The sequence below is a fragment of the Streptomyces tatrensis genome, assembly GCF_049310065.1.
Classification (GTDB): Bacteria; Actinomycetota; Actinomycetes; order Streptomycetales; family Streptomycetaceae; genus Streptomyces.
The window spans coordinates 1,422,082-1,443,391 of the sequence record NZ_JBMDLB010000011.1 but is presented as its reverse complement, the minus strand read 5'-3'; the positions used below and the strand labels follow the sequence as shown (position 1 = coordinate 1,443,391).

23 protein-coding genes and 1 pseudogene are annotated in these 21,310 nt (G+C 68.9%); 7 read left to right on the top strand and 17 right to left on the bottom strand.

The features are described from left to right. Positions 1–153: 153 nt before the first annotated feature. The 7 genes from ACODT5_RS22165 to ACODT5_RS22135 all read right to left on the bottom strand — a co-directional run bounded on the left by ACODT5_RS22165 (position 154) and on the right by ACODT5_RS22135 (position 6,246). Positions 154–1,011: a class I SAM-dependent methyltransferase gene (locus tag ACODT5_RS22165; protein WP_422521049.1), complete on the bottom strand. Its 858-nt coding sequence runs from the start codon at positions 1,009–1,011 to the stop codon at positions 154–156. Positions 1,012–1,232: 221 nt separating this feature from the next. Further along, complete coding sequence (locus ACODT5_RS22160) at positions 1,233–1,646, bottom strand: GNAT family N-acetyltransferase (protein ID WP_422521048.1); 414 nt, start codon at positions 1,644–1,646, stop codon at positions 1,233–1,235. Between the two features lie 197 nt (positions 1,647–1,843). After that, positions 1,844–2,755, bottom strand: a complete 912-nt coding sequence (locus tag ACODT5_RS22155) for a M56 family metallopeptidase (protein ID WP_422521047.1) — start codon at positions 2,753–2,755, stop codon at positions 1,844–1,846. Next, positions 2,752–3,141, bottom strand: a complete 390-nt coding sequence (locus ACODT5_RS22150) for a BlaI/MecI/CopY family transcriptional regulator (protein ID WP_422521046.1) — start codon at positions 3,139–3,141, stop codon at positions 2,752–2,754. The genes ACODT5_RS22155 and ACODT5_RS22150 overlap by 4 nt, the downstream gene beginning before the upstream one ends. Positions 3,142–3,310: 169 nt before the next feature. Further along, the gene (locus ACODT5_RS22145) at positions 3,311–3,592 is read right to left on the bottom strand and encodes a metal-sensitive transcriptional regulator (protein ID WP_327304080.1); all 282 of its coding nucleotides are present in this window, start codon (positions 3,590–3,592) and stop codon (positions 3,311–3,313) included. Between the two features lie 10 nt (positions 3,593–3,602). Continuing rightward, positions 3,603–5,861 (bottom strand): heavy metal translocating P-type ATPase, encoded by a 2,259-nt coding sequence (locus ACODT5_RS22140; protein WP_422521045.1) that lies wholly within the window; start codon positions 5,859–5,861, stop codon positions 3,603–3,605. A 94-nt stretch (positions 5,862–5,955) separates the two neighbouring features. Continuing rightward, on the bottom strand, positions 5,956–6,246 hold the full coding sequence (locus ACODT5_RS22135; RefSeq protein ID WP_422521044.1) for a heavy-metal-associated domain-containing protein: 291 nt from the start codon (positions 6,244–6,246) through the stop codon (positions 5,956–5,958). 175 nt (positions 6,247–6,421) lie between these two features. Here ACODT5_RS22135 and ACODT5_RS22130 point away from each other — a divergent pair, with 175 nt between their 5' ends. Next, the gene (locus tag ACODT5_RS22130; protein WP_422521043.1) at positions 6,422–7,369 is read left to right on the top strand and encodes a hypothetical protein; all 948 of its coding nucleotides are present in this window, start codon (positions 6,422–6,424) and stop codon (positions 7,367–7,369) included. Between the two features lie 262 nt (positions 7,370–7,631). Continuing rightward, positions 7,632–7,913: a metal-sensitive transcriptional regulator gene (locus tag ACODT5_RS22125; protein ID WP_266903795.1), complete on the top strand. Its 282-nt coding sequence runs from the start codon at positions 7,632–7,634 to the stop codon at positions 7,911–7,913. A 5-nt stretch (positions 7,914–7,918) separates the two neighbouring features. Here ACODT5_RS22125 and ACODT5_RS22120 read toward each other — a convergent pair whose 3' ends face one another. Then, the gene (locus ACODT5_RS22120; RefSeq protein WP_422521042.1) at positions 7,919–8,773 is read right to left on the bottom strand and encodes a class I SAM-dependent methyltransferase; all 855 of its coding nucleotides are present in this window, start codon (positions 8,771–8,773) and stop codon (positions 7,919–7,921) included. A gap of 116 nt (positions 8,774–8,889) precedes the next feature. On the opposite strand from ACODT5_RS22120, the gene ACODT5_RS22115 reads away from it, so the two are divergent. Then, positions 8,890–9,498, top strand: coding sequence for a TetR family transcriptional regulator (locus tag ACODT5_RS22115; protein ID WP_422524992.1), 609 nt, complete (start codon positions 8,890–8,892; stop codon positions 9,496–9,498). 9 nt (positions 9,499–9,507) lie between these two features. On the opposite strand, the gene ACODT5_RS22110 is transcribed toward ACODT5_RS22115, so the two are convergent. After that, on the bottom strand, positions 9,508–9,804 hold the full coding sequence (locus ACODT5_RS22110; protein WP_422521041.1) for a hypothetical protein: 297 nt from the start codon (positions 9,802–9,804) through the stop codon (positions 9,508–9,510). Positions 9,805–9,911: 107 nt separating this feature from the next. After that, positions 9,912–10,169: pseudogene (locus ACODT5_RS22105) on the bottom strand (transporter); the annotation flags it as partial. A 437-nt stretch (positions 10,170–10,606) separates the two neighbouring features. Here ACODT5_RS22105 and ACODT5_RS22100 point away from each other — a divergent pair. After that, positions 10,607–11,857 carry a serine/threonine-protein kinase gene (locus tag ACODT5_RS22100; protein WP_422521040.1) on the top strand — a complete coding sequence of 417 codons (1,251 nt, stop codon included), beginning with the start codon at positions 10,607–10,609 and terminating at the stop codon, positions 11,855–11,857. Positions 11,858–12,331: 474 nt separating this feature from the next. Here the strand turns inward: ACODT5_RS22100 and ACODT5_RS22095 are convergent, their stop codons facing one another. Further along, a complete protein-coding gene (locus ACODT5_RS22095; RefSeq protein WP_422521039.1) occupies positions 12,332–12,991 on the bottom strand; it encodes a hypothetical protein in 660 nt (219 codons plus the stop codon). A 978-nt stretch (positions 12,992–13,969) separates the two neighbouring features. Next, positions 13,970–14,635 (bottom strand): TetR/AcrR family transcriptional regulator, encoded by a 666-nt coding sequence (locus tag ACODT5_RS22090; protein WP_422521038.1) that lies wholly within the window; start codon positions 14,633–14,635, stop codon positions 13,970–13,972. Between the two features lie 117 nt (positions 14,636–14,752). On the opposite strand from ACODT5_RS22090, the gene ACODT5_RS22085 reads away from it, so the two are divergent. After that, positions 14,753–14,893, top strand: coding sequence for a hypothetical protein (locus ACODT5_RS22085; protein WP_422521037.1), 141 nt, complete (start codon positions 14,753–14,755; stop codon positions 14,891–14,893). Continuing rightward, positions 14,893–15,447, top strand: coding sequence for a hypothetical protein (locus tag ACODT5_RS22080; protein WP_422521036.1), 555 nt, complete (start codon positions 14,893–14,895; stop codon positions 15,445–15,447). The genes ACODT5_RS22085 and ACODT5_RS22080 overlap by 1 nt, the downstream gene beginning before the upstream one ends. 442 nt (positions 15,448–15,889) lie before the next feature. Here the strand turns inward: ACODT5_RS22080 and ACODT5_RS22075 are convergent, their stop codons facing one another. Beyond that, positions 15,890–16,615: a hypothetical protein gene (locus ACODT5_RS22075; RefSeq protein ID WP_422521035.1), complete on the bottom strand. Its 726-nt coding sequence runs from the start codon at positions 16,613–16,615 to the stop codon at positions 15,890–15,892. A gap of 963 nt (positions 16,616–17,578) precedes the next feature. Between ACODT5_RS22075 and ACODT5_RS22070 the strand changes: the two genes are divergently transcribed. Beyond that, complete coding sequence (locus ACODT5_RS22070; protein ID WP_422524991.1) at positions 17,579–18,355, top strand: tyrosinase family protein; 777 nt, start codon at positions 17,579–17,581, stop codon at positions 18,353–18,355. A gap of 294 nt (positions 18,356–18,649) precedes the next feature. On the opposite strand, the gene ACODT5_RS22065 is transcribed toward ACODT5_RS22070, so the two are convergent. From ACODT5_RS22065 to ACODT5_RS22050, 4 genes are all read right to left on the bottom strand, one after another. Beyond that, positions 18,650–18,808: a hypothetical protein gene (locus tag ACODT5_RS22065; RefSeq protein WP_422521034.1), complete on the bottom strand. Its 159-nt coding sequence runs from the start codon at positions 18,806–18,808 to the stop codon at positions 18,650–18,652. Between the two features lie 143 nt (positions 18,809–18,951). Beyond that, positions 18,952–19,326, bottom strand: coding sequence for an SbtR family transcriptional regulator (locus ACODT5_RS22060; RefSeq protein WP_422521033.1), 375 nt, complete (start codon positions 19,324–19,326; stop codon positions 18,952–18,954). 259 nt (positions 19,327–19,585) lie between these two features. Continuing rightward, positions 19,586–20,248 (bottom strand): hypothetical protein, encoded by a 663-nt coding sequence (locus ACODT5_RS22055; protein ID WP_422521032.1) that lies wholly within the window; start codon positions 20,246–20,248, stop codon positions 19,586–19,588. A gap of 87 nt (positions 20,249–20,335) precedes the next feature. Further along, a complete protein-coding gene (locus ACODT5_RS22050; protein WP_422521031.1) occupies positions 20,336–20,764 on the bottom strand; it encodes a DUF6153 family protein in 429 nt (142 codons plus the stop codon). Between the last annotated feature and the right edge of the window lie 546 nt (positions 20,765–21,310).

Here is a 21,310-nt window from a genome sequence, read left to right as displayed (position 1 = left end):
GCCTCGCGGCCCGTTGACACCTGCACGCCAGCCACTCCTCCGCCACCCCTGTCAGCAGGTGTCCATCACCTGGTCAGCCCAAAGGTTTGAGGGCATCGTACCTCTTGTCCGCCCGGCTGGGAGAGAGGTGGGAGGAGTCGGTTGCTGAGGTCGTCAGTCGTGGGCCCGGCAAACGAGGAACACGCTCTCGGTCCGCTCGTCGATGCGGCGGCGTTGCCGGCCCTCGATGCGGAGTCCGGCCGCGTGCAGCTCGTCCGTGAGTCGTTGCGGGTCGATGACCCACTTGTCGGTGGTCAGGACCACCCGCTCGGAACTCGACTTGCCCGTCCGGACCGCGTAGTACGTGATGCGCTCGCTCATGTCCGCCAGGTCGAAGACCTGGCGAGCCACCACCCACTCCTCGATTCCGTCGAAGCGGGGAACTTGGAAAGCCCACGTGCGGTGGGGATCCTCGGACAGCCCCCGCAGTTGGTGCGCCGTGTAGTCGAGGGCGAGCGCGCCGCCGGGGTCCAGGTGTGATGCGATCTCGCGCAGCAGTTCTGGGCGCACCCGTGGCGATACGGCAGAGACCATCGTCCCGGCGAGCAACGCCAGACGGTACGTGCGCCGCAGGTGCAGCTCCGCGAGGTCGGCGCGAGTGGGGATCACCAGCTGCGACACCTGCGGCCCGATCCGCCGGCCCCACGTCTGGAGCCGTTCCAGGCTCGAAGTGTCCCGGTCGACAGCCTCGACGAGGAAGCCGTGCCGGGCGAAGGGAACGGCGAGTCGACCCGCCCCTGAGCCGAGGTCGAGGACCGGGCCGCCGGTGACCCGAGCCAGCCTCAAGTAGCGGACGATGTCGGCACTGTGGGGGCCGAGCAGTGCGTCGTGCAGCCACACCGAGTCATTGTCGACGGGAGCGGTCGACTCGAGGCCGGGCAGGTATTGCGCGGTGGCGCGGATGCTGGTGCCCAGCGCCTCACACCGTCCCGCGTATCCGGACGGCAGGACCGGCACAAGCGCAGCAGGCACGTCGGGCAGGGAAGTGCCGCTCGGTGTGTGCATCGCTCCTCCAGGGGCTCGTTCGGTCCAGCGGTCCCGGCGAGGTTCCGTGCCGCCGGGACCGCGCCGTTGAGGAAATCCTGTCCTGTGGTGCGGGGACGGACCAGCGGAAAGGGCTGCGTGAACACGCGATGGCGTGGATCTGCCACGGTCTGGAGTGATGCGGGTAGCGGCGATGGCCCAGCGGCAGGTCAGAGAGTGCGGCCGAGCCGGAGCGGCGTGACGAGGGCGAAGCCGTGGTGCGTGAAGAACGGCAGCGCAGGGTCCTTGTCGACGGGAAGACTGATTCGCTGGGAGGTGGCGCCGTACGCGACCATCCGTATGGTGACCGCCGCAAGCAATGCCGTCCCCACGCCTTTGCGGCGCCGGCCGGGAGCGGTGCACAGGGCGTATATCTCACCCTGGGTTGGAACGGCGACGCCGCCTGACGCAACACCGTGGATGTTGCCGTCCGGGTCCACGGCCACCAGCCAGCCCAGCCAGCCCGGCGCCCCGCCGGGCATTTCGATTTCAGCTCTTAGGCGGGGCAGGGCGCACTGGTCGGAAACCAGCCGCTCGGTGTCGGTCCGTCCGAGAATTTCGCCGTAGCTATCGCGAATCCCCACGGCGAGAAGTCGAGAAATTGATGTTGCGTCGTCAGATGCTGCCGTCCGGACGTGACCCAGCAGCATATGTCCATACCTCTCGCCGTTCCCGGTTCTGCGCTCGCACGCGCCCACAATAGCGGGGAATTCGAGTGAGGGAAGCTGATGCCAAACTTACGAATTCGCTTAGTAATTAGAGTGGTTGGGGGTAGGGGCTGCTAACCCGGCACCGAACAACAGGCGAGGATCAGCGGAGTGATGGCGCCCGCCGCTGCCGTGACCGCGAACAGCCCACGCAGGACGGGGTGTCCCGCACGATGCGGAGTGAGGATGCGGCGCATGCGCAGAGCTGCCGAGGGGCCGCTCGCCGCGAATGCCTCGCGCGGTGACCGTCCGACTGCCAGCGTGTAGAGCGCCGTGGCCAGTGCCTCTCGTGAAGCAGCACGCATCGCTTGATCGTCCGCCGCCATCTCCAGCAGGAGCGGTACGGCCCTTCCGCCGAGCCGGGCCAGCGGCAGTCGGGGGAAGGCGGTTGCGTAGGCTCTGGCCGCCGCGACGAGCAAATGATGGCGGCCTGCGATGTGAGCCCGCTCGTGACAGAGGGCGGCGGCCAGCTGAGGTTCCGTCAGGGTGGTGACCGCCCCTGACGAGACCACCACCTGGCGCGACCGTCCGGGAAGGCAGTAGACCGCGGGGCGTGGGTCGTCCAAGACGGTCGCTCCCAGCCTCGCGTCGTAGCGGCCGACCAGTTGCAGTAGTCCTGCGTGTCGGGACCGGGCCCGACACGCTCTCAGGACCTCACGCAGGAAGCCGGTGACGGGCAACGCCAGGACGGCGAGAGCGGTAGTCGCTGCGGCGTATTCGAGACCGGTCGCATGCCTCAGTTGGTGAAGGGAGGGGAGGGTCAGGGTCAGGGCCATGTCGACGAGCCGGTGGCTGATCCTGCGGGGGAGTAGCAGTTGTGCCGGGATCAGGGCCACCGCGAGCGCGAAGATCAGGCCGCATGCCGTCCACACGGTGAGCGCCAGCCGCGGAACCTGCTGGGCCCAGCGGGCGCGTGCCAGCGTCCAGGGCAACAATGCGCCTGTGGCGAGGGCGAGTCCGAGGGGAGGCAGGACGTGATGGTTCATTGCCTGCTCCAGGGGCCGCCGGCCGGGCGGTCGCGTCGGGCGGCGCGCAGTACGGCGTCCAGCGTTTCCACGTCCTCGTGGGACATGCGTTCCACGAAATGCAAGAGGGCGGCCTCGCGGTTCTGGCTGTCCCCGAGTGCGTCCTGCATGAGACCTGCCGTGTATTCCTCGCGACTGCGGACCGCCTCGTAGAGCCACGCGCGACCTGCTTTCTCGCGACGCAGCCATCCCTTGCGGTGAAGGATGTCGGCAACCGTCATGACGGTCGTGTAGGCGACCTGGCGCCCCCGGTTTATGTCGTCGACGATCTCGCGGACCGTAGTGGGGCGTTCCCACAGCCATACCCGGTCCATGATCTCGGCTTCCAGCTCTCCTAGCCGGCGCACACGCATCCCCCTCGCCCCTCGCCCCTCGCAAGCGGCTCATCGTACGGGCCGCCACCGCAGCACCGGCATACCCCCAGTGGGTATTTGGGTGTGATTCGTCGCCAACACCACGGACCGCCCCCGCAGCGTGGTCTTCCTCGCTCGGGGGCAGTGCGTACGGGCCGTGAGATCAGGCCCGGATGAGCCGGGCGATGGCTTTCGAAGCCTCGCCCACCTTCACCTTCGCCTGGTCCCCGCCCGCGGTGATGGCCTCGGTGACGCAGCAGCTGAGGTGTTCGTCCAGCAGGGCCACCGCGCACGACTGCAATGCGGCGTTGATCGCGGCAACCTGCGTGAGGACGTCGATGCAGTAGGAGTCCTCGTCAACCATCCGCTGGACCCCGCGGACCTGGCCCTCGATTCGGCGCAGGCGTCTGATGATGACTTCCTTGCTCTGTACGTAACCGGCCACGGGAGGCTCCTCAGTTGTCGGTGGCCTGGAAGCCGCGCAGTCGCAGGCTGTTGCCGACGACGAAGACGGAGGAGAAGGCCATGGCCGCTCCGGCGATCATCGGATTGAGCAAGCCGGCTGCGGCGAGCGGCAGAGCGGCCACGTTGTAGGCGAAGGCCCAGAACAGGTTCGAGCGGATGGTGCCGAGCGTCTTGCGAGCGAGGCGGATCGCATCCGCCGCAGCTCGCAGGTCTCCTCGTACGAGTGTCAGGTCACCCGCTTCGATGGCGGCGTCCGTGCCGGTTCCCATGGCCAGGCCGAGGTCGGCCTGGGCGAGTGCGGCCGCGTCGTTGACGCCGTCGCCGACCATCGCGACGCTGCGGCCCTCGGCCTGCAGCTTTTTGACGACATCGACCTTGTCCTGGGGCATGACCTCCGCGATGACCTCGTCGATCCCGACTTCGGCGGCGACGGACTCGGCGACGGCCTTGTTGTCACCGGTGAGGAGGATCGGCTTGAGGCCCAGGGCGCGCAGGCGCCGGATGGCTTCCGCGCTGGTCTCCTTGACCGCGTCGGCGACCTCCAGGACCGCGCGTGCCTCACCGTCCCAGGCCACCGCGATGGCGGTGCGGCCGGCGGCTTCGGCCTCCGCCTTGGCGCGCTCCAGTTCCGCGGGCAGTTCCATCGCCCATTCCGTGAGCAGTTTCTCGCGGCCGACGAGAACGGCGTGGCCTTCGACGACACCCTGCACGCCCAGTCCGGGGATGTTGGCGAAGTCCTCCGGGGCGGGCAGCGCGCCTACCTTGGCAGCGGCGCCGGCAGCGACGGCCTGCGCGATGGGGTGCTCGGAGGCATGCTCCAACGCTCCTGCCAGGCGCAGGACTTGGTTCTCGTCGGTGCCGGCCGCGGTGTGCACGGCGAGCAGAGTCATCTTGCCGGTGGTGACGGTTCCGGTCTTGTCCAGAACGATGGTGTCGACCTTGCGGGTGGTCTCCAGTACCTCGGGTCCCTTGATCAGGATCCCGAGCTGGGCGCCGCGGCCCGTGCCGACCATGAGGGCGGTGGGGGTGGCGAGGCCCAGGGCGCAGGGGCAGGCGATGATCAGTACGGCGACGGCGGCGGTGAAGGCGGCCGCGAGGCCGGATCCTGTGCCGAGCCAAAAGCCGAGGGTGGCCAGGGCCAGACCGATGACGACCGGCACGAACACGGCGGAGATCTTGTCGGCGAGCCGCTGGGCCGCGGCCTTGCCGTTCTGCGCGTCCTCGACCAGCTTGGCCATCCGGGCCAGCTGGGTGTCGGCACCGACGCGGGTGGCCTCGACCACGAGGCGCCCGCCGGCGTTGAGGGTGGCGCCGGTGACGGAGTCCCCGAGCGAAACCTCCACGGGGACGGACTCGCCGGTGAGCATGGAAGCGTCCACGGCGGAGGAACCCTCGACGACGGTGCCGTCGGTGGCGATCTTCTCTCCGGGGCGTACCAGGAAGCGGTCGCCGACCTGCAAGTCGGCTGTGGGTACGGTGACTTCGCGGCCGCTGCGCAGCACCGTCACTTCCTTGGCGCCGAGCTCCAGCAGCGCCTTGAGGGCGGCGCCGGCCTTGCGCTTGGACCTGGCCTCGAAGTAGCGGCCGGCGAGGATGAAGGCAGTGACCCCGGCCGCCGCCTCCAGGTAGATGTTTCCGGCGCCGTCGGTGCGGGCGATGGTGAACTCGAAGGCATGGGTCATCCCGGGCCTGCCGGCAGTTCCGAAGAACAGAGCCCACAGTGACCACAGGAACGCGGCGGTCGTACCCACCGAGATCAGTGTGTCCATGGTGGCCGCGCCGTGCTTGGCGTTGGTCCAGGCGGCGCGGTGGAAGGGCCAGGCAGCGTACGTGACGACGGGCGCGGCCAGGGTGAGCGAGAGCCACTGCCAGTAGTCGATCTGCAGGGCCGGGATCATGGCCATGGCGATGACCGGCAGGGCGAGCGAGACGGCGGTGACGAGCCGGTGGCGCAGAGGGCGCAGCTCGTCGTGCTCGGCCGGGTCCTCCCCGCTGCCGGACGGGCCGTTCGTACGGGGCGGCGCAGGCTCCTGCGCCGTGTATCCGGTGGCCTCGACGGTGGCGATCAGGTCCGCGACGGAGATGTCGGCGTCGAAGGTGACCTTGGCCTTCTCGGTGGCGTAGTTGACGGTCGCCTCGACGCCGTCCATGCGGTTGAGCTTTTTCTCGATGCGGGCCGCGCAAGAGGCGCAGGTCATGCCGCCGATGGCGAGCTCGACCTGGGCGGCGCCGGGAGTGATGGTGGTCATGAGGGCTGCTCCTCGTTCGAGCGCGGGGTGGAGGCCGGGGCCCGATGGATGGACGGGGCCCCGGCGGCCAGGTTGGTCGGGGTCGGGCTGGGTGTCAGACCCGACCGGTCAGCTCGTAGCCGGCGTCGTCCACCGCCACGGTGATCGCGGCGTCGTCGGGGTCGCCGGCCGTGGTTACGGTGATGAGGCCGCCGGCCACGTCCACGTCGACGGAGAGGACCCCGTCGAGCGCGCTGACGGACTTGGTGATGGCGGTCTTGCAGTGGCCGCAGGTCATGCCCGACACGCGGTAGACGGTGGCGGTGCTGTCGACGACGGCCGTGGCTGTCGTCGATTCGCCGGCGTTCGTGCTGCAGGTGCCATCAGGGGTACAGCAGGAAGACATGGACTTCTCCTTGATCGATTCAGATACCCGCAGGGGGTATCCGGACTGGCTTCAGATATACCCCCCTGTGGTATCTCCCCGCAAGTGTTTCCTCGGCTTGACTTGGTACCCCCCAGGGGTATGGTGGGCTCATGGAACCGCTGGACGCGGCACTACGTCGTACGGGAGAGCAGCCATGAACACCGGAGTGAAGACCGCCGTCTTTGCCGCCGCACTCGCAGCGACTTTCGGGGCCGCCTACGGGGTCGGGGCGGGCGTAGGACCCGTAGGTACACCGGGGAAAACGGAACATGCGGGCCACGCGGCACCGGTGTCGACCGATGCGGGCGCCGCCGGGCGCGGAGCTCATGAGGAGGCGGCCCAGGGGCCGGCGGCCGGGGGCCTGCAGGTGTCGGAGGGCGGCTACACGCTGGCCCTGGATACTCCGCAGATCGCCGTGGGTCCGGGTGAGCTGAAGTTTTCGATCAAGGATGCGGAAGGCCGCAAGGTCACCGCCTTCAAGACCGAGCACGGCAAGGAGCTGCATTTCATCGTTGCCTCACGCGACCTCACCGTCTATCGCCATCTGCACCCGGTGCGTGCGGACGACGGGACGTGGTCGGCGCCGGTGGACCTTCCTGCGGCAGGGGCGTACAAGGCCTTCGCCGACTTCGCGCCCGCTGCGGAAGGCGCGAAGGGCGTCACCCTGGGCGTTGACCTGTCGGTGCCTGGGGCGTACGCGCCGAACCCCGTGCCCCCGGCCGCGACGACTGCGGAGGTGGAGGGCTATCAGGTCACCCTTGGTGGGACCCTCGACCCCGGTAAAGCCGGCGAACTCAAGCTCGCGGTCAGCAAGGACGGCAAGCCGGTCACGAACCTCGAGCCCTACCTCGGGGCGTACGGCCACCTGGTCGCCCTTCGCGACGGAGACCTCGCCTACCTGCACGTCCACCCCAACGAGGGTGGCCCCGGGCCGGACGTCTCCTTCACTGCCACGGCCCCGAGCGCAGGAACCTACCGGCTCTTCCTGGACTTCCAGCACGAGGGCAAGGTTCGGACGGCAGCTTTCACGGCCCAGGCAGGCGGATCCGGCGCCCCGGCAGCGAACGCCACCACGGCCGAGCCGGGTGGTCACTCCCACTAGGGTGACGGGGGTGGCTCCTGGAGGAGGGCTCGCAGTACCTTGTGGGCCCGGTGGGCCCCTGCGGCACGCGGCCGGAGCCGGCCATGATTCCTGACTCGGTGGATGTCGCCTGACCCTTACCTGTAGAAGGTGCCCCCGCCCGTCGCTCGGGCGGGGGCACTTATGCATTCGCCCGACGTTCAGCGGAACAGATGGCTGCAACCCATCGTTATGGTTATACCCCCCGGGGGTAAAACGCCGATAGGAAGGAAGGGATCGCCCCGTGCACGGCTACACCGCCAACAAGGACGACATCCTCAAACGGCTGCGCCGCATCGAAGGCCAGGTGCGTGGTCTGCAGCGCCTGGTCGACGAGGACACCTACTGCATCGACGTCCTCACCCAGGTCAGCGCCACCACCAAGGCCCTGCAGTCCTTCGGGCTGACCATGCTGGAAGACCACCTCCATTCATGCGTCGCCGACGCCATCGCGGAAGGCGGCGACGGAGCCCGCGACAAGGTCCAGGAAGCCTCCCAGGCCATCGCCCGCATGGTTCGCACCTGACGGGATCAGCCGTGTACGGGCTCCCGTACGGCGGTGACCAGCCAGGAGCTGCTGCGAAGCCACACCGCTCCGTCCGCCTCGTGATCTCGCAGGGCGACCGTCAGCGCCTTGCGTGCCTGGGTCTGCTCCTGCGGCCCGACCTGGTCGAGGAGGTGGCGTCCAGGGCCGGAGTCGAGCAGGAACGCCGTGGCATCTGCCGCGTTGACACCCCACTTCCCCGGCACCTCGACCCGCTGCACATCGACTTCGGCGAACCCGCCCGCGGTGAGCAGCATCCGGGTGTGGTCGGGGTCGGTGAGCGCGAACATGCCGAGTGTGCCCGGCTTTCCGAAGCCGCCGAGCGGCAGGATGCCCTCGAGCGAGGCCATTGCCTGCAGCCACTCGTTGGCTTCGGCTTCGGCCGCGCAGATGAAGGCCAGCCGGCCGCCGGGGCGCAGCGCGCGGTGGAGATTGGTGAACGCGGCGACGGGGTCGGTGAAGAAGGTCATGCCGTAGCGGCTGATGACCGCGTCGAACCCCTCGGCGTCGAAGGGGTGGACTTGGGCGTCGCCCTGAATGAAGGAGACGTTCTGCACGCCTTCGCGCAGGGCGCTGTCGCGGGCCTTCTCCAGCATCGGGCCTGACAGATCCAGTCCGAGTGCCTGGCCTCGGCCGGCGCGCTGGGCTGCGAGCCGGGTGGTGCGGCCTGCCCCGCAGCCGATGTCCAGCACGCAATCGGTTTCCGAGATGGCCGCAGCCTCCAGGAGGGGCTGGTTGAAGCCGTCGTTGATGGCGTCCCAGCGTTCCTGACTGCGGGCCCATTGTTCGCCCTCGTAGCCGTTCCATGCCTCTGCCTGTGCGGTGTTGGCGAGTCGTTCCATGGGTGAACTCCCTCCCACCGGGGCGCGGTACGGCGCCCCGGCCCTAGTATGGGCAAGTGCCCAAACAGTATGGGCGCTCGCCCATACTTGCAATGGGCCTGAGGGAAGGGGCTGCTGTGTCACCTCGTGGAGTGGCGATTCCGGACTTGCGTGAGCGGCTGTTCGCGGCTGCGGAGCGGGTGGTGGCCCGCGACGGCGCAGGGGCTCTGACCAGCCGTGCGATCACCGTGGAGGCTGACTGCGGCAAGGGTGTTCTGCACACGCACTTCGCCAGCCTGGACGAGTTCGTTGCCGAGCTGGTCCTGGATCGGTTCGCGCGCAGCGCCCGCCAGGCCGAAGCGCTGAAGGCGAAGGTCGGCCAGGCGACGGTTGCGCACAATCTTCAGGAAGTCGTCCTCGTCCTGATGGACGCTCTGCCTCCTGCGGTGGTGGGACTGGCGATGACACGCCCCGCGGCTGCGCTGCACACCCGGGAAGGCCTCCAGGCCGGCGCACCGGCGTTCGCTGCGATCCAGCACGCCTTCACCTTCTACCTGCAGGCGGAGCAGCGCGGCGGTCGGCTGGCCGCGGGTGCCGACGCTGCCACCATCGCGCTCGCGCTCGTCGGGACGACCCACCATCTGCTGATGACACGCGATCCCGGACGGGGAGAGGACACGAAGCTCACCACTGGTCTGCTGCTGGCTGTGCTGCTCCGCAGCGCCGAGCAGCCTCCGGTGACGTAGTCCTTCGGGTCAGTGCCCGTGCCCATCGTCGTGGGGCTGCTCTGCGGCGGGCATGGCGGCACCGGTGCGGGCCGGTGCCGACGGCTTGGTCCGCGCGGGCTGCGTGCTGCTGGTCACGGCGGGTTCCTCGCGTTGGGTCTCGCTCCCGCCCGTACTGGTGGCGTGGCTGTAGCCGCCACCGGACTCGGGGGTCATGGTGGAGGCAACGTAGCGGAGGCCGACGGCGGCTGCGAGGGCTGTGATGAGGACAGCGGGGCCGGCCAGGCCCAAGAGGCGCCGCCAGGAGGCGTGCTCGTCCTTGATCACGTAGGCGACGAAGGAGGGCAGGGCGTCGGCGGGGAAGTCCTCGAAGTGCTGGAGTGCGGTCAGTGTGGGCGAGGAAGGGGCCTTCGGTCTGCAATTCGAGGGGGCTCGCGACTAGGCTTGGGCCGCTGGTGGGCTTCCAGGGCGTCCTCGACGGCGAGGGGGTGCAGGTCGAACTCCTCGGCGACGGACAGCAGCTCGGCCTCGGTCGGCCGGTGCAGGCCGATCCACGCCGTGCCCCCTTCCGTCTCGGGGAGCTTGCCGACGCCCGGATGTCCGCCGCCCGTACGCCTGCTGCCGTCAGCCGGGCGGCACCGCGGATACGGGTGCGGTCGGCTGTCCCCACGCCAGGGTTGTGTTCGACCCAGCCGTCTGCGGGAGTCGGGTCAGACGGACTGCCCGGCCCTGGTGAAGCTGAGCACCACCTGGGCGCGCACGCCAGTCCCGGGCCTCCAGGGCCGAGACCAGCAGCCTCTGCGCCCTGGTTACCGGCCTCCTCGACGAAGACCCCGCCGAGCTAGCCGGACGGGGAGAGTCCAGTGTCATCTGCCACGTCATCGAAGACGCCCAGTTGGCGTCCGAAGACGGATCACGCTTGCGCTCATCGCCGGGGGGTGCCGGGTATGAGAAGGGCGGACGCCGTCAGGCGGGAGGGCGGCCTCTGGGCGAACGGCGGTCTCCGCGCTTCCTCTTGGTGTCGGTAGGCTGAGGCCGCCGCAGAGTCCCGAGCACGAGCTGATACTGCCGAGTGCGGGCCGCGTTCGTCTGGATCGCTCACTAGAATCGGGGTTGTACGCACGTGCTGGTGGCAGAGCGGTACTGGTTGGACGCCTCTATCGGCTGCGGTGGCATGGGGGAGGTCTTTCGGGCCTCTGACCAAGTGCTGCGCAGGCCGGTTGCCGTCAAGCTGCTGCTGGGGGGAGCAGTCGACCCGTCGGCGGGCGACCGCTTCCGCCTCGAAGCGCAGACTGCCGCGCGCCTGAGCCATCCCCATGTGGTGGGAGTCTTTGACTTCGGCTCTTGGGAAGACCGCTTCTACCTCGTGATGGAACTGGTCGAGGGTGCCAGCCTGGCCCAGGAACTGGAACGGGGCGGCCGGCTGTCGGCCGAGCGCGTGGCCCGCATCGCCGCACAGGCTGCTGCCGGACTGGCGGCAGCCCACGGGCAGGGCATCGTGCATCGTGACATAAAGCCCGGCAATCTCCTGACAGATGCCACCGGGGCGGTCAAGATCGCCGATTTCGGCATTGCCAAGTTCGTTGACGATCCCTCCGCGGCGCTGACCTCCACCGGTCAGATTCTGGGAACCGGCCTGTATTTGGCCCCTGAGCGGGCCCTGGGCCGGCAGGCGGGTCCTGCGTCCGACGTGTACTCGCTCGGCTGCGTGCTGTATCAACTGCTCGTCGGGAGCCCGCCGTTCCAGTCCGACACCACGACGGGCGTGCTCTACCAGCACGTCGACGCAACTCCGGTGCCGCCACGACAGCTGGGCATGGATCTGCCTGTCGCGTTCGAGTCCTACCTGCTGCGGCTTCTCGCTAAGCAGCCGGAGGACCGTCCGACAGCACAGCACGTGGCCGAATGGTTCGCTACGGAATCGTGGCGGGGCCACACCGCTCCCCGTCCCTCGACGGCGCAGCCGACCGCGTACGGGAAGGTGCCCACACCGCCGGCCGCGGCCGAGACCGCTCACATGCCTGCCCTGACCGCACCACCGTCTACCGGCGGGCACCGGGCCGTGCCCGGACAGCCCCGCAGGATCACGGAATCGATCCGGTCCATGCCGCGGGCAACAGGGATGATCGCCGCAATGGTTGTCCTGTTCGCCGCATCCCTGATGGGGATGATGTGGCTCTCGCCCGAGGGCTCGGACAAGACTCCGCAAGCGGATCCGTCCGGCTCGGTAATCAGCCCGCCGCGCCCGTCGGCCTCCCTGCCCACGCCCGCGCCTACGCAGTCGTCCGGCGAGCCGGAGGACGAACGGGAAGAGGGCGATGACAAAGGCAGCGGCAAGGACCGGAAGAGGCAACACGGCAAGAAGGGCCAGGGAGACTAGTGCGGCGAAGGGCGCCTCGTTCGCGGTGAAGGCAGCGGGCGCTGGTTCACAGCTGCACGAAGAGGGTTTCGCCGCGGTGTTCGACGATCTTGACGAAGTTGATCAGGTCGGTAACATCGAGTGTGATGCCTTCTTGGGCACCGGCGGCGTGCGCGGCAGCGGTACCAGGGCGGTCCTTGGTTGACCGCTGTTCACTGTCCTGACTGGTGCGAAATGTAGGGCGCGGGCCTACGGCCGCAGCCGGGCGGCTGCCTCGCAGGCGGCGTCGATGACCCCGGCGCGGGCGGCTCGAATCGACAGCCAAGGGACTGGAATGTCCCGGCGAGATCGCGCCGGGACATTCCGCTGGGTGGCCGATGTCCGGAAGGGCATGGTCAAGCGGGTGCGCTCTGTCGCTTCATCTGCTCCAGACCGGCCCGTGTCGCACGTCCGCTCTCGCTCACGCATTCGGGCCACTGACCGTGGCGCCGGTCATCATCCCTCGCGTTCAGTGGAGTCTGCATGAGCGGTCGCTCCGTTGGGGGTCCGCGCGGTGGGACGGTCCGAGCGGCAGCGTCGCTTCTCGGCCGTGGCCATGGGGCCCGTGCGCTGGTAGACGCGGTCGGCGAGGGTGCCCGAGGGGCCGTCGACGGTGATGTGGAGGCGGTACTGCTGGTCGGGATTGTCGGTGGTGCTGGTGAACCAGCCGTCGGTGCGCTGGCGGGCGGCCTGGGCTTCGATCCAGGAGGCTTCGCCGGCTTGGATGACCTCGTTGATCTCGCGGTTGGAGGCGGGGGTCCAGCGCCAGGGGGCGGGTGAGGTCTTCTGGAAGCCCGTGTTGAACTGCTTGTGCAGGTTGTCCTGGGTGTTCTGGAGGCGCTCGTTGCCGGTGGTCTGGCGGAGGCTGTCGTAGGTCAGGTCTGTGTAGCCGACGGGCCGCTTGTGGGTGAGCGGGTTGCGGGTGCAGTCGATGTAGGTCTCCAGGACGGTGCGCGCCTTGTCGTAGTACGCGTACGAGTAGGCGTCGTCCACGGTGAAGGTGCATCTGTTCTGGATGTCGGCGCACGCCGTCGCCGCTTCGTCGACGTCGATGCGTTCGTTGCCCTTGAAGGCCACGGCGTCGGGCAGCCGGTTCTTGGGTACGGACTTGTCCACGGGAGGCGGACGTGGGTCGCGCGTTTACTTTCGCGGTCAGGGGGCCGCAGTTCCAGTCGTACTCGGTGGACCGGGACGTGAAGCTGAGCAGCGGTCCGTACTCGGTGGCCGTGAAGGTGTAGGTGCGCCCCTGTTTCCATTGGCGGTCGCCAGGCTCGCTGACGTACCCGGTCTTCGGGCCGCCTGCGCCCTGGACGGAGTAGGTCTGGCCCCTGGCCAGCTGGGCGGTCGTGCAGGCGTTGCCGGTACTGCCGGCGCTGTCGTCGAAGGTGACGGTGACCTCCGCGCCGGGATGGACGCCGCGCAGGCGCTGGGCGGCGGTGTGGTCGTTGGTGGAGCTGTTGCGGAGCAACAAGGCCGTCGCCCAGCTGGCGACGTGCAGCCGTCCAGGACTCGGCTGCCCTTGCGCAACGCGCCCCGCTGAGCGGGAGCGGTCGGCCGGAATGGGGCAGCGGGGCGTCAGGCTGGTGGCGGCGGGCGTGGGCGGTGGCCCGATGCGGACTTACGTATCGCGGGAGCGTACGAACTGCCGCTGGCGGACCCGCTTCAGTCGACGGCTATCGCGCGGACAAGGTCTTTCATGAACTGACGGAGCCCGTAAGGGTGTTGACGGAAGCGCAGCGGGTTCTCGTGTCGGGTGGGCGGATGGTGTTGATCGGGCAGGACGGGGACGCCTTCATCATCGACTCCGACGATCCGGCCTTCACTCGCACCATCGTGCATGCCCGTGCCGACCTGGCTGCCGGCCCACGGGCGCGCCCGTGCTGCCGCCGACCGGCTGTTGCTGGCGCTGCCGATGTTCGTGGCGGCGGCGACTGCGCCGCGCTGAGCTGGATGGTGACTGGAGGGTCCGGGGCCAGTCCGGGCAAGCCTGCGCCGGAGCCGCCGTATGCAGGAGAGCGGCCGCGTTGTAGGCGGTCTCGACAGGAGCGTCGCGCAGCCCCAGGCACGTGCCCTGAAGCCCTCGTGGCCGCCGGCTCAGTGGGCGCCGTGCCGGTGGTGGCGGTGGGGCGATGACTGTCGGCGGCCTGTCCCGTCCTCGTCGATGGGTGCCAGGACGACGGCTTCGGCCGGGGCGCGGAGCCCGGCGAGTGTGACGGCGACCAGCCTGTGGACCGCGGCCTTGCTGGGCAGACTGCCGGCTGCACCGAGGGCGTGGAGGCAGTAGGCGGCGAGTTCGTCGGGTGAGACGTCGTCCCGGAGGGTGCCGGCCTTGGCGCCGTCGGCCACCAGGTCCCGGATTAGGTCGTTGAGCTGTTCGTGCGCCCGGGTGATGTGCTCGCCCTGGTGCAGGAGCGCACTGAGCTCGGTGCCATGGTGCCCGTGCCGCCCGTGGGTGATGAGTGCGTACGCCTCCAGTACGGCCTTCAGACGGTCGGCGGTGTCGCCTGCCTGGTCCCGTACCGCGGTGAGGTGTTCGAGGTGGTGGGTGATCTGGCGCTCGTGCCAGGCGGTCAGGACCGACTCGACATCGGGGAAGTACTTGTAGAGCGTTGCCCGGCCGATGCCGGTCTCCTGGGCGATGCGCGACATCGTCACCGAGAGCAGGCCGTGCTCCGCCACCAGCGCGGCGGTGGCGTCCAGGGTCGCCTCGCGCACCGCGTGCCGGTGCGCCTCGATCGTCTCGGTCCACAGTTTCGGCATCCTCCAAATATACGCGACGCCGATTCCGTGACACGATGACTTGACGGAGACACTGTGTCTCGCAAAAGTGGCCGCCACTAGAACCGGTAGCCACGCGCGACAGCGGAGGACGTACTCATGGCCAACTCTCCCTCTTCTCCCGGTACGGACCCGGGCCGGCCGCGATGGGTGACCGCATTCCTGTACGTCGCCATCGCCCTCGTCCTGGTCTTCGTGATCGTCCACCTCGCCGGTGGGGGCATGGGGAGCCACGGCTGATGGCCGCCATGTCGCCGCGCGGGCGGAAGCTCGCGCTCACCGCGCACGTGACGGTCTCGGTGGGTTGGCTGGGCGCGGTCGCGGCCTTTCTGGCCCTCGCCGTGGCAGGCCTGGCCGGCAAAGACGCCCAGACTGCGCGGTCCGCCTACCTGGCCATGGATGTGACCGGCTGGTACGTGATCGTGCCGCTGGCCGCGGCCTCGCTGCTGACCGGGATGATCTCCGCACTCGGCACGACCTGGGGCCTGCTGCGCCACTACTGGGTCGTGGTCAAGCTCGTGATCACCGTCCTGGCCACGGTCGCCCTGCTCGTCCACATGGGTCCGGTCAGCTATGTCGCCGGCCTCGCGGCGGGGCCGGACTGGTCCGCCGGTGAGCACGCAGGGCTGGGGGCGCAGCTGGTGATCCAGTCCGGCGCCGCTGTGCTGGTGCTGCTCGTCGCGACGGCACTGTCGGTGTACAAGCCTCAGGGCCGCACGCGCTACGGACGACGTCGCCATGTCGCCGGCACAGCCACGTCCGGTCGGCCACGCGGGATCGCGACGATGCGCTGACCCCGCGGCCGAGAGTCGAGGAGGAAACCGCCATGAGTGAACGTGGTGCCGAACTGATGGCGAAGGCGAGTCGGCAGCTTTTGGAGCTGACGGAGCTCTTCGCCACCTTGAGGTAGGCCGACCTCCCCAGGCCCTGCCCGGGTGGGGAGGCCGGAGACACCGTAGGGGCCCTCGCCGCCCACATTGCCGAGGGGTATCACCGACTTGGTGGGCTTCTGGTCGGCGCGGCGCGGCCCGCTGGGCAGGCAGTTGCTGAGCGAGAGCCCCGGCACGGGCCAGGGCCGGAGGCAGAGTCCCAGGCAGAGCACATCGCCACGCTGCGGCAAGCCCTCTCCTAGCGCTGCCCCGCTCGGGCTCGCCAGGTCGCCTCGGTGTTCCAGCGCTGAACGCGACCGGCCCGCAGCCGTGCGCCCGCCCGCGGGCCGGATCGGAGCCTCGTCCTTCAGTGACCGTGGCCGGCGCTGTGACCGGCGCTCTTCTTCGGGCCCTCGCTTGCCTTCGGAGACGCGGCCGGGGCCGGAGAGTGTGACGCGGAGGGGGTAGCGGCGGGCTCGTCAACCTGCGGGGTCGACTCCTTCGAGGTGCCGTGGCCGTGTCCCCTACCCTCCGTAGTCATGGAGGCGGCCACCTGCCGCAGACCGAGGGAGGCCCCGACAGCGGTGACAAGTACCGCGAGCCCGACCAGGCTGAAGATGCGGCGCCAGGACGTGTCCGCGTCCTTGATGACGTACGCGATGAAGGACACCAGCAAACCCAACGGGATGAGGGCCGCGGCGCGGGCCGGGAAGTCCTGGAAGTGCTGGAGGCCGCCACTGAGCATGCCGATGCCGAACGACAGCATCAGAGAGGCGCCGATCACCGTGAGCACGCGCGGCAGGCCGGGTCGGCTGCGGGTGAGGACGAACTCGTTGAGGACGGTGGCTGCCAGGAAGACCACGACGCCGTAGCCCGCGATGCGCGTGTAGCGGGCGGGATCGAGCGGGTGGTGCACAACCGCTCCGCTGATGAGGCCGGCACCGACGAAATAGCCGATGTACCCGAGGTAGCGGGCAGGAAGAGACATCCATCGGCCGTGGCGGGCACGGGCTCTGCGCAGCGCGGCCCGGCCGCTCCCTCGGGTGGTCGGCTTGGCAGAGCCGGGTCGGTCGATGAGCTGGTGCGAGGACAAGAAGTCTGCTCCTTGACGGGGCGTGGCATGATTAATGGCCCCATGCCACGTACTGAATGGGGAAGCTGGTGTGAACCGTTCAACGGGCGGCGCGGTCACGTGCGTACGGGACGCGAGAACACCACCGGGAAGGGATCGGCCGAGTGGGTCCACATCCCGCGCAGTGCTTGAGCAGGCGCAACTCAGCCGAGAACCGATCTCGCGAAACCGGCCAAAATCTGCTGTGCCACTGTGCCCGTTGAGCTGATCGACGACGAAAGTGCCGATCAGTCTCTGGCCAGTTCAGACTTTCCCTGCTGTGAACACCTGGCAGGGCAACGGCCGTTTGCGAGAAGTCGGTACGGGATTGAGTGACCGGCCGTCTGGGTTGACCGGCCGCTCACGCCCAGACCGAGGACACAAGTGAACCTCTGGGGTGACCCGTTCGGCGACGGCGAGTTCGTCTATTCGGCCCCCCCTCGCCGTGAAGTACGTGCACGCCGCCCACCCGGACAGAGCCCCTGCCCCGCATCCGCTGAACCGGTCCCAGCCGGGCAACAGCTCCTCGGCTGTGAGCTTTGGCTGCTCGGATTCGAGGTAAAACGGCTCGTTGCCGTGCGCCCCACCGAGCGCCCCCCCATTCGGTCCGTCGGCGTTGCCGAGCTATGCCTGGGCCGTGACAGTGAGCTAAGGCGGCCTGCCGGGCGTCGCGGGCACCGGGCGTCGCGGGCACCGGGCATCGCGGGCACCGGGCATCGCAGACAGTGGAGGCGAGGATCAGCCGGCGGCCGCAGGGGGCAACACCTGTACGAGGAGCAGCCATGGCACTCGGAGACGGCATTCGCCGCAACCTCGCCACCATCGACCCCAAGGAGCGCACCCTGCTGCGCGACGCGATCCTGAAGATGAACAAGACCAAGTGGGACGGCAAGCGCGACGATGCCGTACCGGGCGGGGTGACGTGGGTGGTTCAAGCAAGACGAGATCCACAAGGCCACCCACGTCCATACCGGCCCGGAGTTCCTGCCGTGGCACCGGGAGATCGTCAACCGGTTCGAGGACCAGCTGCGCGTAATCGACTCACGCGTGTCGCTGCACTACTGGGACTGGACGCAGGACCCGAGGAGCATCGCGAACGCCAATCTCGGCAACGGCAACGCGGGATCGCTGAACCTCTTCACCCCGGAGTTCATGGGCTACGGGGGCCAGGCCCTCCAGCCCATCGGACAACCTTTCGAAGGTGTGGGGTTCTACGACCCGCAGGCGAACCCGTTCCGGTCGGACAACGCCTTCGACCCGAACAACAACCCCGCGGACAAGCCGAGGGCTGTGCGCAGGCAGGTCAACGGCCTGCCCATCGCCTCGTCCCGGGACCAGGACGTGCTGACCGCCGAGGACTACGCGGACATGATCTCGCTGCTGCAGGACAGCCACAACGAGATGCACGGCTTCGTCAACATGGGCAACCAGCACATCTCCTTCCGTGACCCGTTCGTGTTTCTGCTGCACTCGAACGTGGACCGGCTGTTCGCCCTGTGGCAGCTGCAGCCGGGCAACCCCGAACGCCTCGACCCTGACCACGTGTACGGGACGATGGGCGGGGACCCGGGGCTCGACGGCAACATCGAACCGTGGACGACGGGGGCCACGGACCAGGTCCGCCCTTGGGGTGGGCCCGAGAGCCTGGGCATCCCCAAGACCTACAAGGATCTGTCGGTCGTCATCCCTCGCCGCTACGACACGAACCCGGGTGTGGTCTGACAGCTGGCCGTCTGTCAGTTGTGGTGGGAGTGGCCGTCGACGGGGGCGGACTGCTGATGTACGGGCTGCTGGGGTGTCGGGGAGTGGCCCGGCGTCGGGGTCTTGGCGTGCGCGGTCGGCTCCGGTGTACCGGTGTCCGAGGCCAGGGTGGCTGTGATCAGTACGGCTAGGCCGAAGATCGGCCGGGTTGAGGTGTTGGGGTCCTTGACGACGTACGCGACGAAGGAGACGACGAGGCCGGCGGGGATGAGGACGGCGCCGCGGGCGGGGGAAGCCGTCGAAGTGCTGGAGGCCTTAGCAGAGCATGCCGATGCCGGAGGGCAGCGTCAGGGAGGAGCCGATCACCACAAGCGTGCGGGGAAGGCTCGGGCGTTCGCGGGTGAGGACGAACTCGTGGAGGACAGTCGCTGCGAGGAAGACGGTGGCGCCGTAGAGGGCAGGGTGGCCAGTCACAGCAGGCGCAGCCGGCCCGCCGATGTGCGGGTCCGCGGCATATCGGATGCGAGGCGGGCCGTGACCATGGCGCGACTCCAGCGGGGCACCCGCCTGACCGGGGGCCTGCCTGAGTGCCGCCCGAAGCGGTGATCTTGACGGTCTCAGGGAACCGGGCGCAGGCCGCCGATGGTGACGGCGACCAGCCGCTCGACCGCAGCCCGGGACCGAAGGGTCAAGGCGGCGGTCATTGCGTGCAGGCAGTAGGCGGCGAGCTCTCCGGCCGGTACGTCGTCACGCAGGTCGCCAGCCTGGGCGCCCTCGGCGATGAGGGTCTCCAGCAGGTGGGTCGGGTGCTGCTCGGCGTGGCTGACATGCTCGCCCTGGTGCAGGAGAGCGGCAAGCTCCCCGCCGTGCCGCTGCCGGGCCAGCCCGGCGTACGCGGTCGCGACGGCCGCCAGGCGCAGGGCGGCGGTGCCGGGGTGTTGGGCTTCTTCTTCTTCGGACTGCGCCAGGTTGCCTCGTCCACCGTCGCTCACAGATGAGGCCGCCACCCCGGCGGTTGCAAGGCAGCCGATGGCCCATGTAGTTGACCAGGGGCCGCACCCGCCGCGGTGAGCTCGGGAAGATCACCAGCGAGGAGAACCTGCTGGAGGAACGCCTCGCCGACTGCGCGCCCGCAGGAGCGCGCCGCATCCCGAGCCCGCCGACGGCAGGTGGAAGCGCCGTGAGCGGACTGCGGGCCCAGCGTGGTCCACGTGGACCCGCGAGAACGGCTACGAGGTTGCCGGACCGGGGTCAGTGGCTATGGGATGTATGTCCGTCCTTCGTCGGCTCGGCGGGTGCCTTGGCCGGAGGGCCTTGCTCAACGGGAGCCTGGTCCGGCTTGGCGGGGGTCCCAGTCGTGGAGCCCTGGTCGTGGCTGTGGCCATCGGAGCTGATGGTGCCGGCGAGGGCGGTCATGCCCAGCCAGGTGAGGGCCGAGATGACGACGACGGCGGCCGCGAACGGGCTGATGAGGTGTCGCCAGCGGCCCTTGGAGTCCTTGGCGACGAACGCGACGTACGACATGAGCAGGCCGAGGGGGGTCATCCAGGCGCTGCGCTCGGGGAACTGCTCGAAGTGCTGGATGCCGCCGCCGACCATGCCGACACCGAAGGACAGCAGCAGGGAGAACGCGACCAGCGAGACCGCCTGGCTCAGCGCCGGACGCTCGTCGGCCAGCACGAACTCGTTGACGATGGTGCCGAGGAGGAACACGAAGGCGCCGACGACGCAGATGATCGCGTACAGCGACGGATTGATCGGGTAGTGGACGACGGCGCCGGCGATGAGGGCGGCGCCCATGAAGTAGAGCATCTGGCCGCTGTAGCGAGCCGGGAGTGCCTTCTTGTCGAAGGTGGCGCGGCGCGGTTTCGGGGCGGGAGTCTGGTGGCGCTCGGGTTCGAGAACGGTGGTCACGTGGGTAAGGCCTTTCAGATCTTGGTGGGTGAGAGCAGGCAGAAGCCACGCCGACACCAGTGGTGCGGCGTCATGCTGGTGCAGCTCTCAGCAGCGCAGGATCGAAAGTTGGTGCAGGCACGGTGGGTCGCCGGTGCGGCTGATCCAGGGATGCGTGCGTGCTGCCCATCGGCGCAGGACGCGGTTGGAGCCCCCGCGGCTGAGGACGAAGGTGAACAGGGCTGCGACGATGCACAGCAGCGCCAGGCAGCTCTCTCCGACTCCGCCGTGGTCGCAGGGGGGTTCACCGTCCGGGCTGTCCGGTGTTGTGGTGGCGTCCCCGGGGGCGACGTCGGAGTGGGTGTGCTGAGCCTTGTCCCCTGCGTCGATGAGCGGGAACGCGGCGGCGTGCCCGCTGTGGTCTTGCTGGTGTGAGGCCAGTACGTGCATCGCGAATAGGGCAAGCACCACCGCGAGGAGCGTTGCCCGCAGCAACGCTCCCGTGTGATGGTCGCGACGGACCTTGCCTGAGATCACGCTTCCCGACCATAGGAGGGCTTGGTAGCGGGAATGCCAATAGGGGCGTCCCGACCTGGACTGGGAGGAAGATAACACCAGGTGTGGATGCGTCTGCGCGGCGTCTCACGGCGTGGGCTGCACCGTGCTCGCTTGTCCCGTGGCTCGGAGCCAAGGAACGAGCAGATGACCAAAGTGTCACCTGGAGTGACCACGGTGAACTTTGCGTTCGTATTCGCACCGTGGGCCACAGGACTAGCGTTCGCGCCTCCGTCACGGTGACCTTTTTGCGAACGGGGGGGCGCCCACCCTGGACTTCCACTTTGCCCGGTGACCTGGTATCCCGTCTCACGAGATCTTGGCTCCGTCTCACCTCCTTGTCCGGTTCGCACGTCAGGGACAAGGTCAGGTGAGACAGGCCAGGTCGGCGCACTGCCGCCCGTCGATCGGCGGCAAGATCGAATGAGGCGGGACGCCTGGGCACTGAGGGACCGTCCCGTCGGGACCCCATATCCGTAGCGAGGGTGTGGGCGGGGCTGTGGAGGGTGGCGCCCGCACGGGTTCAGC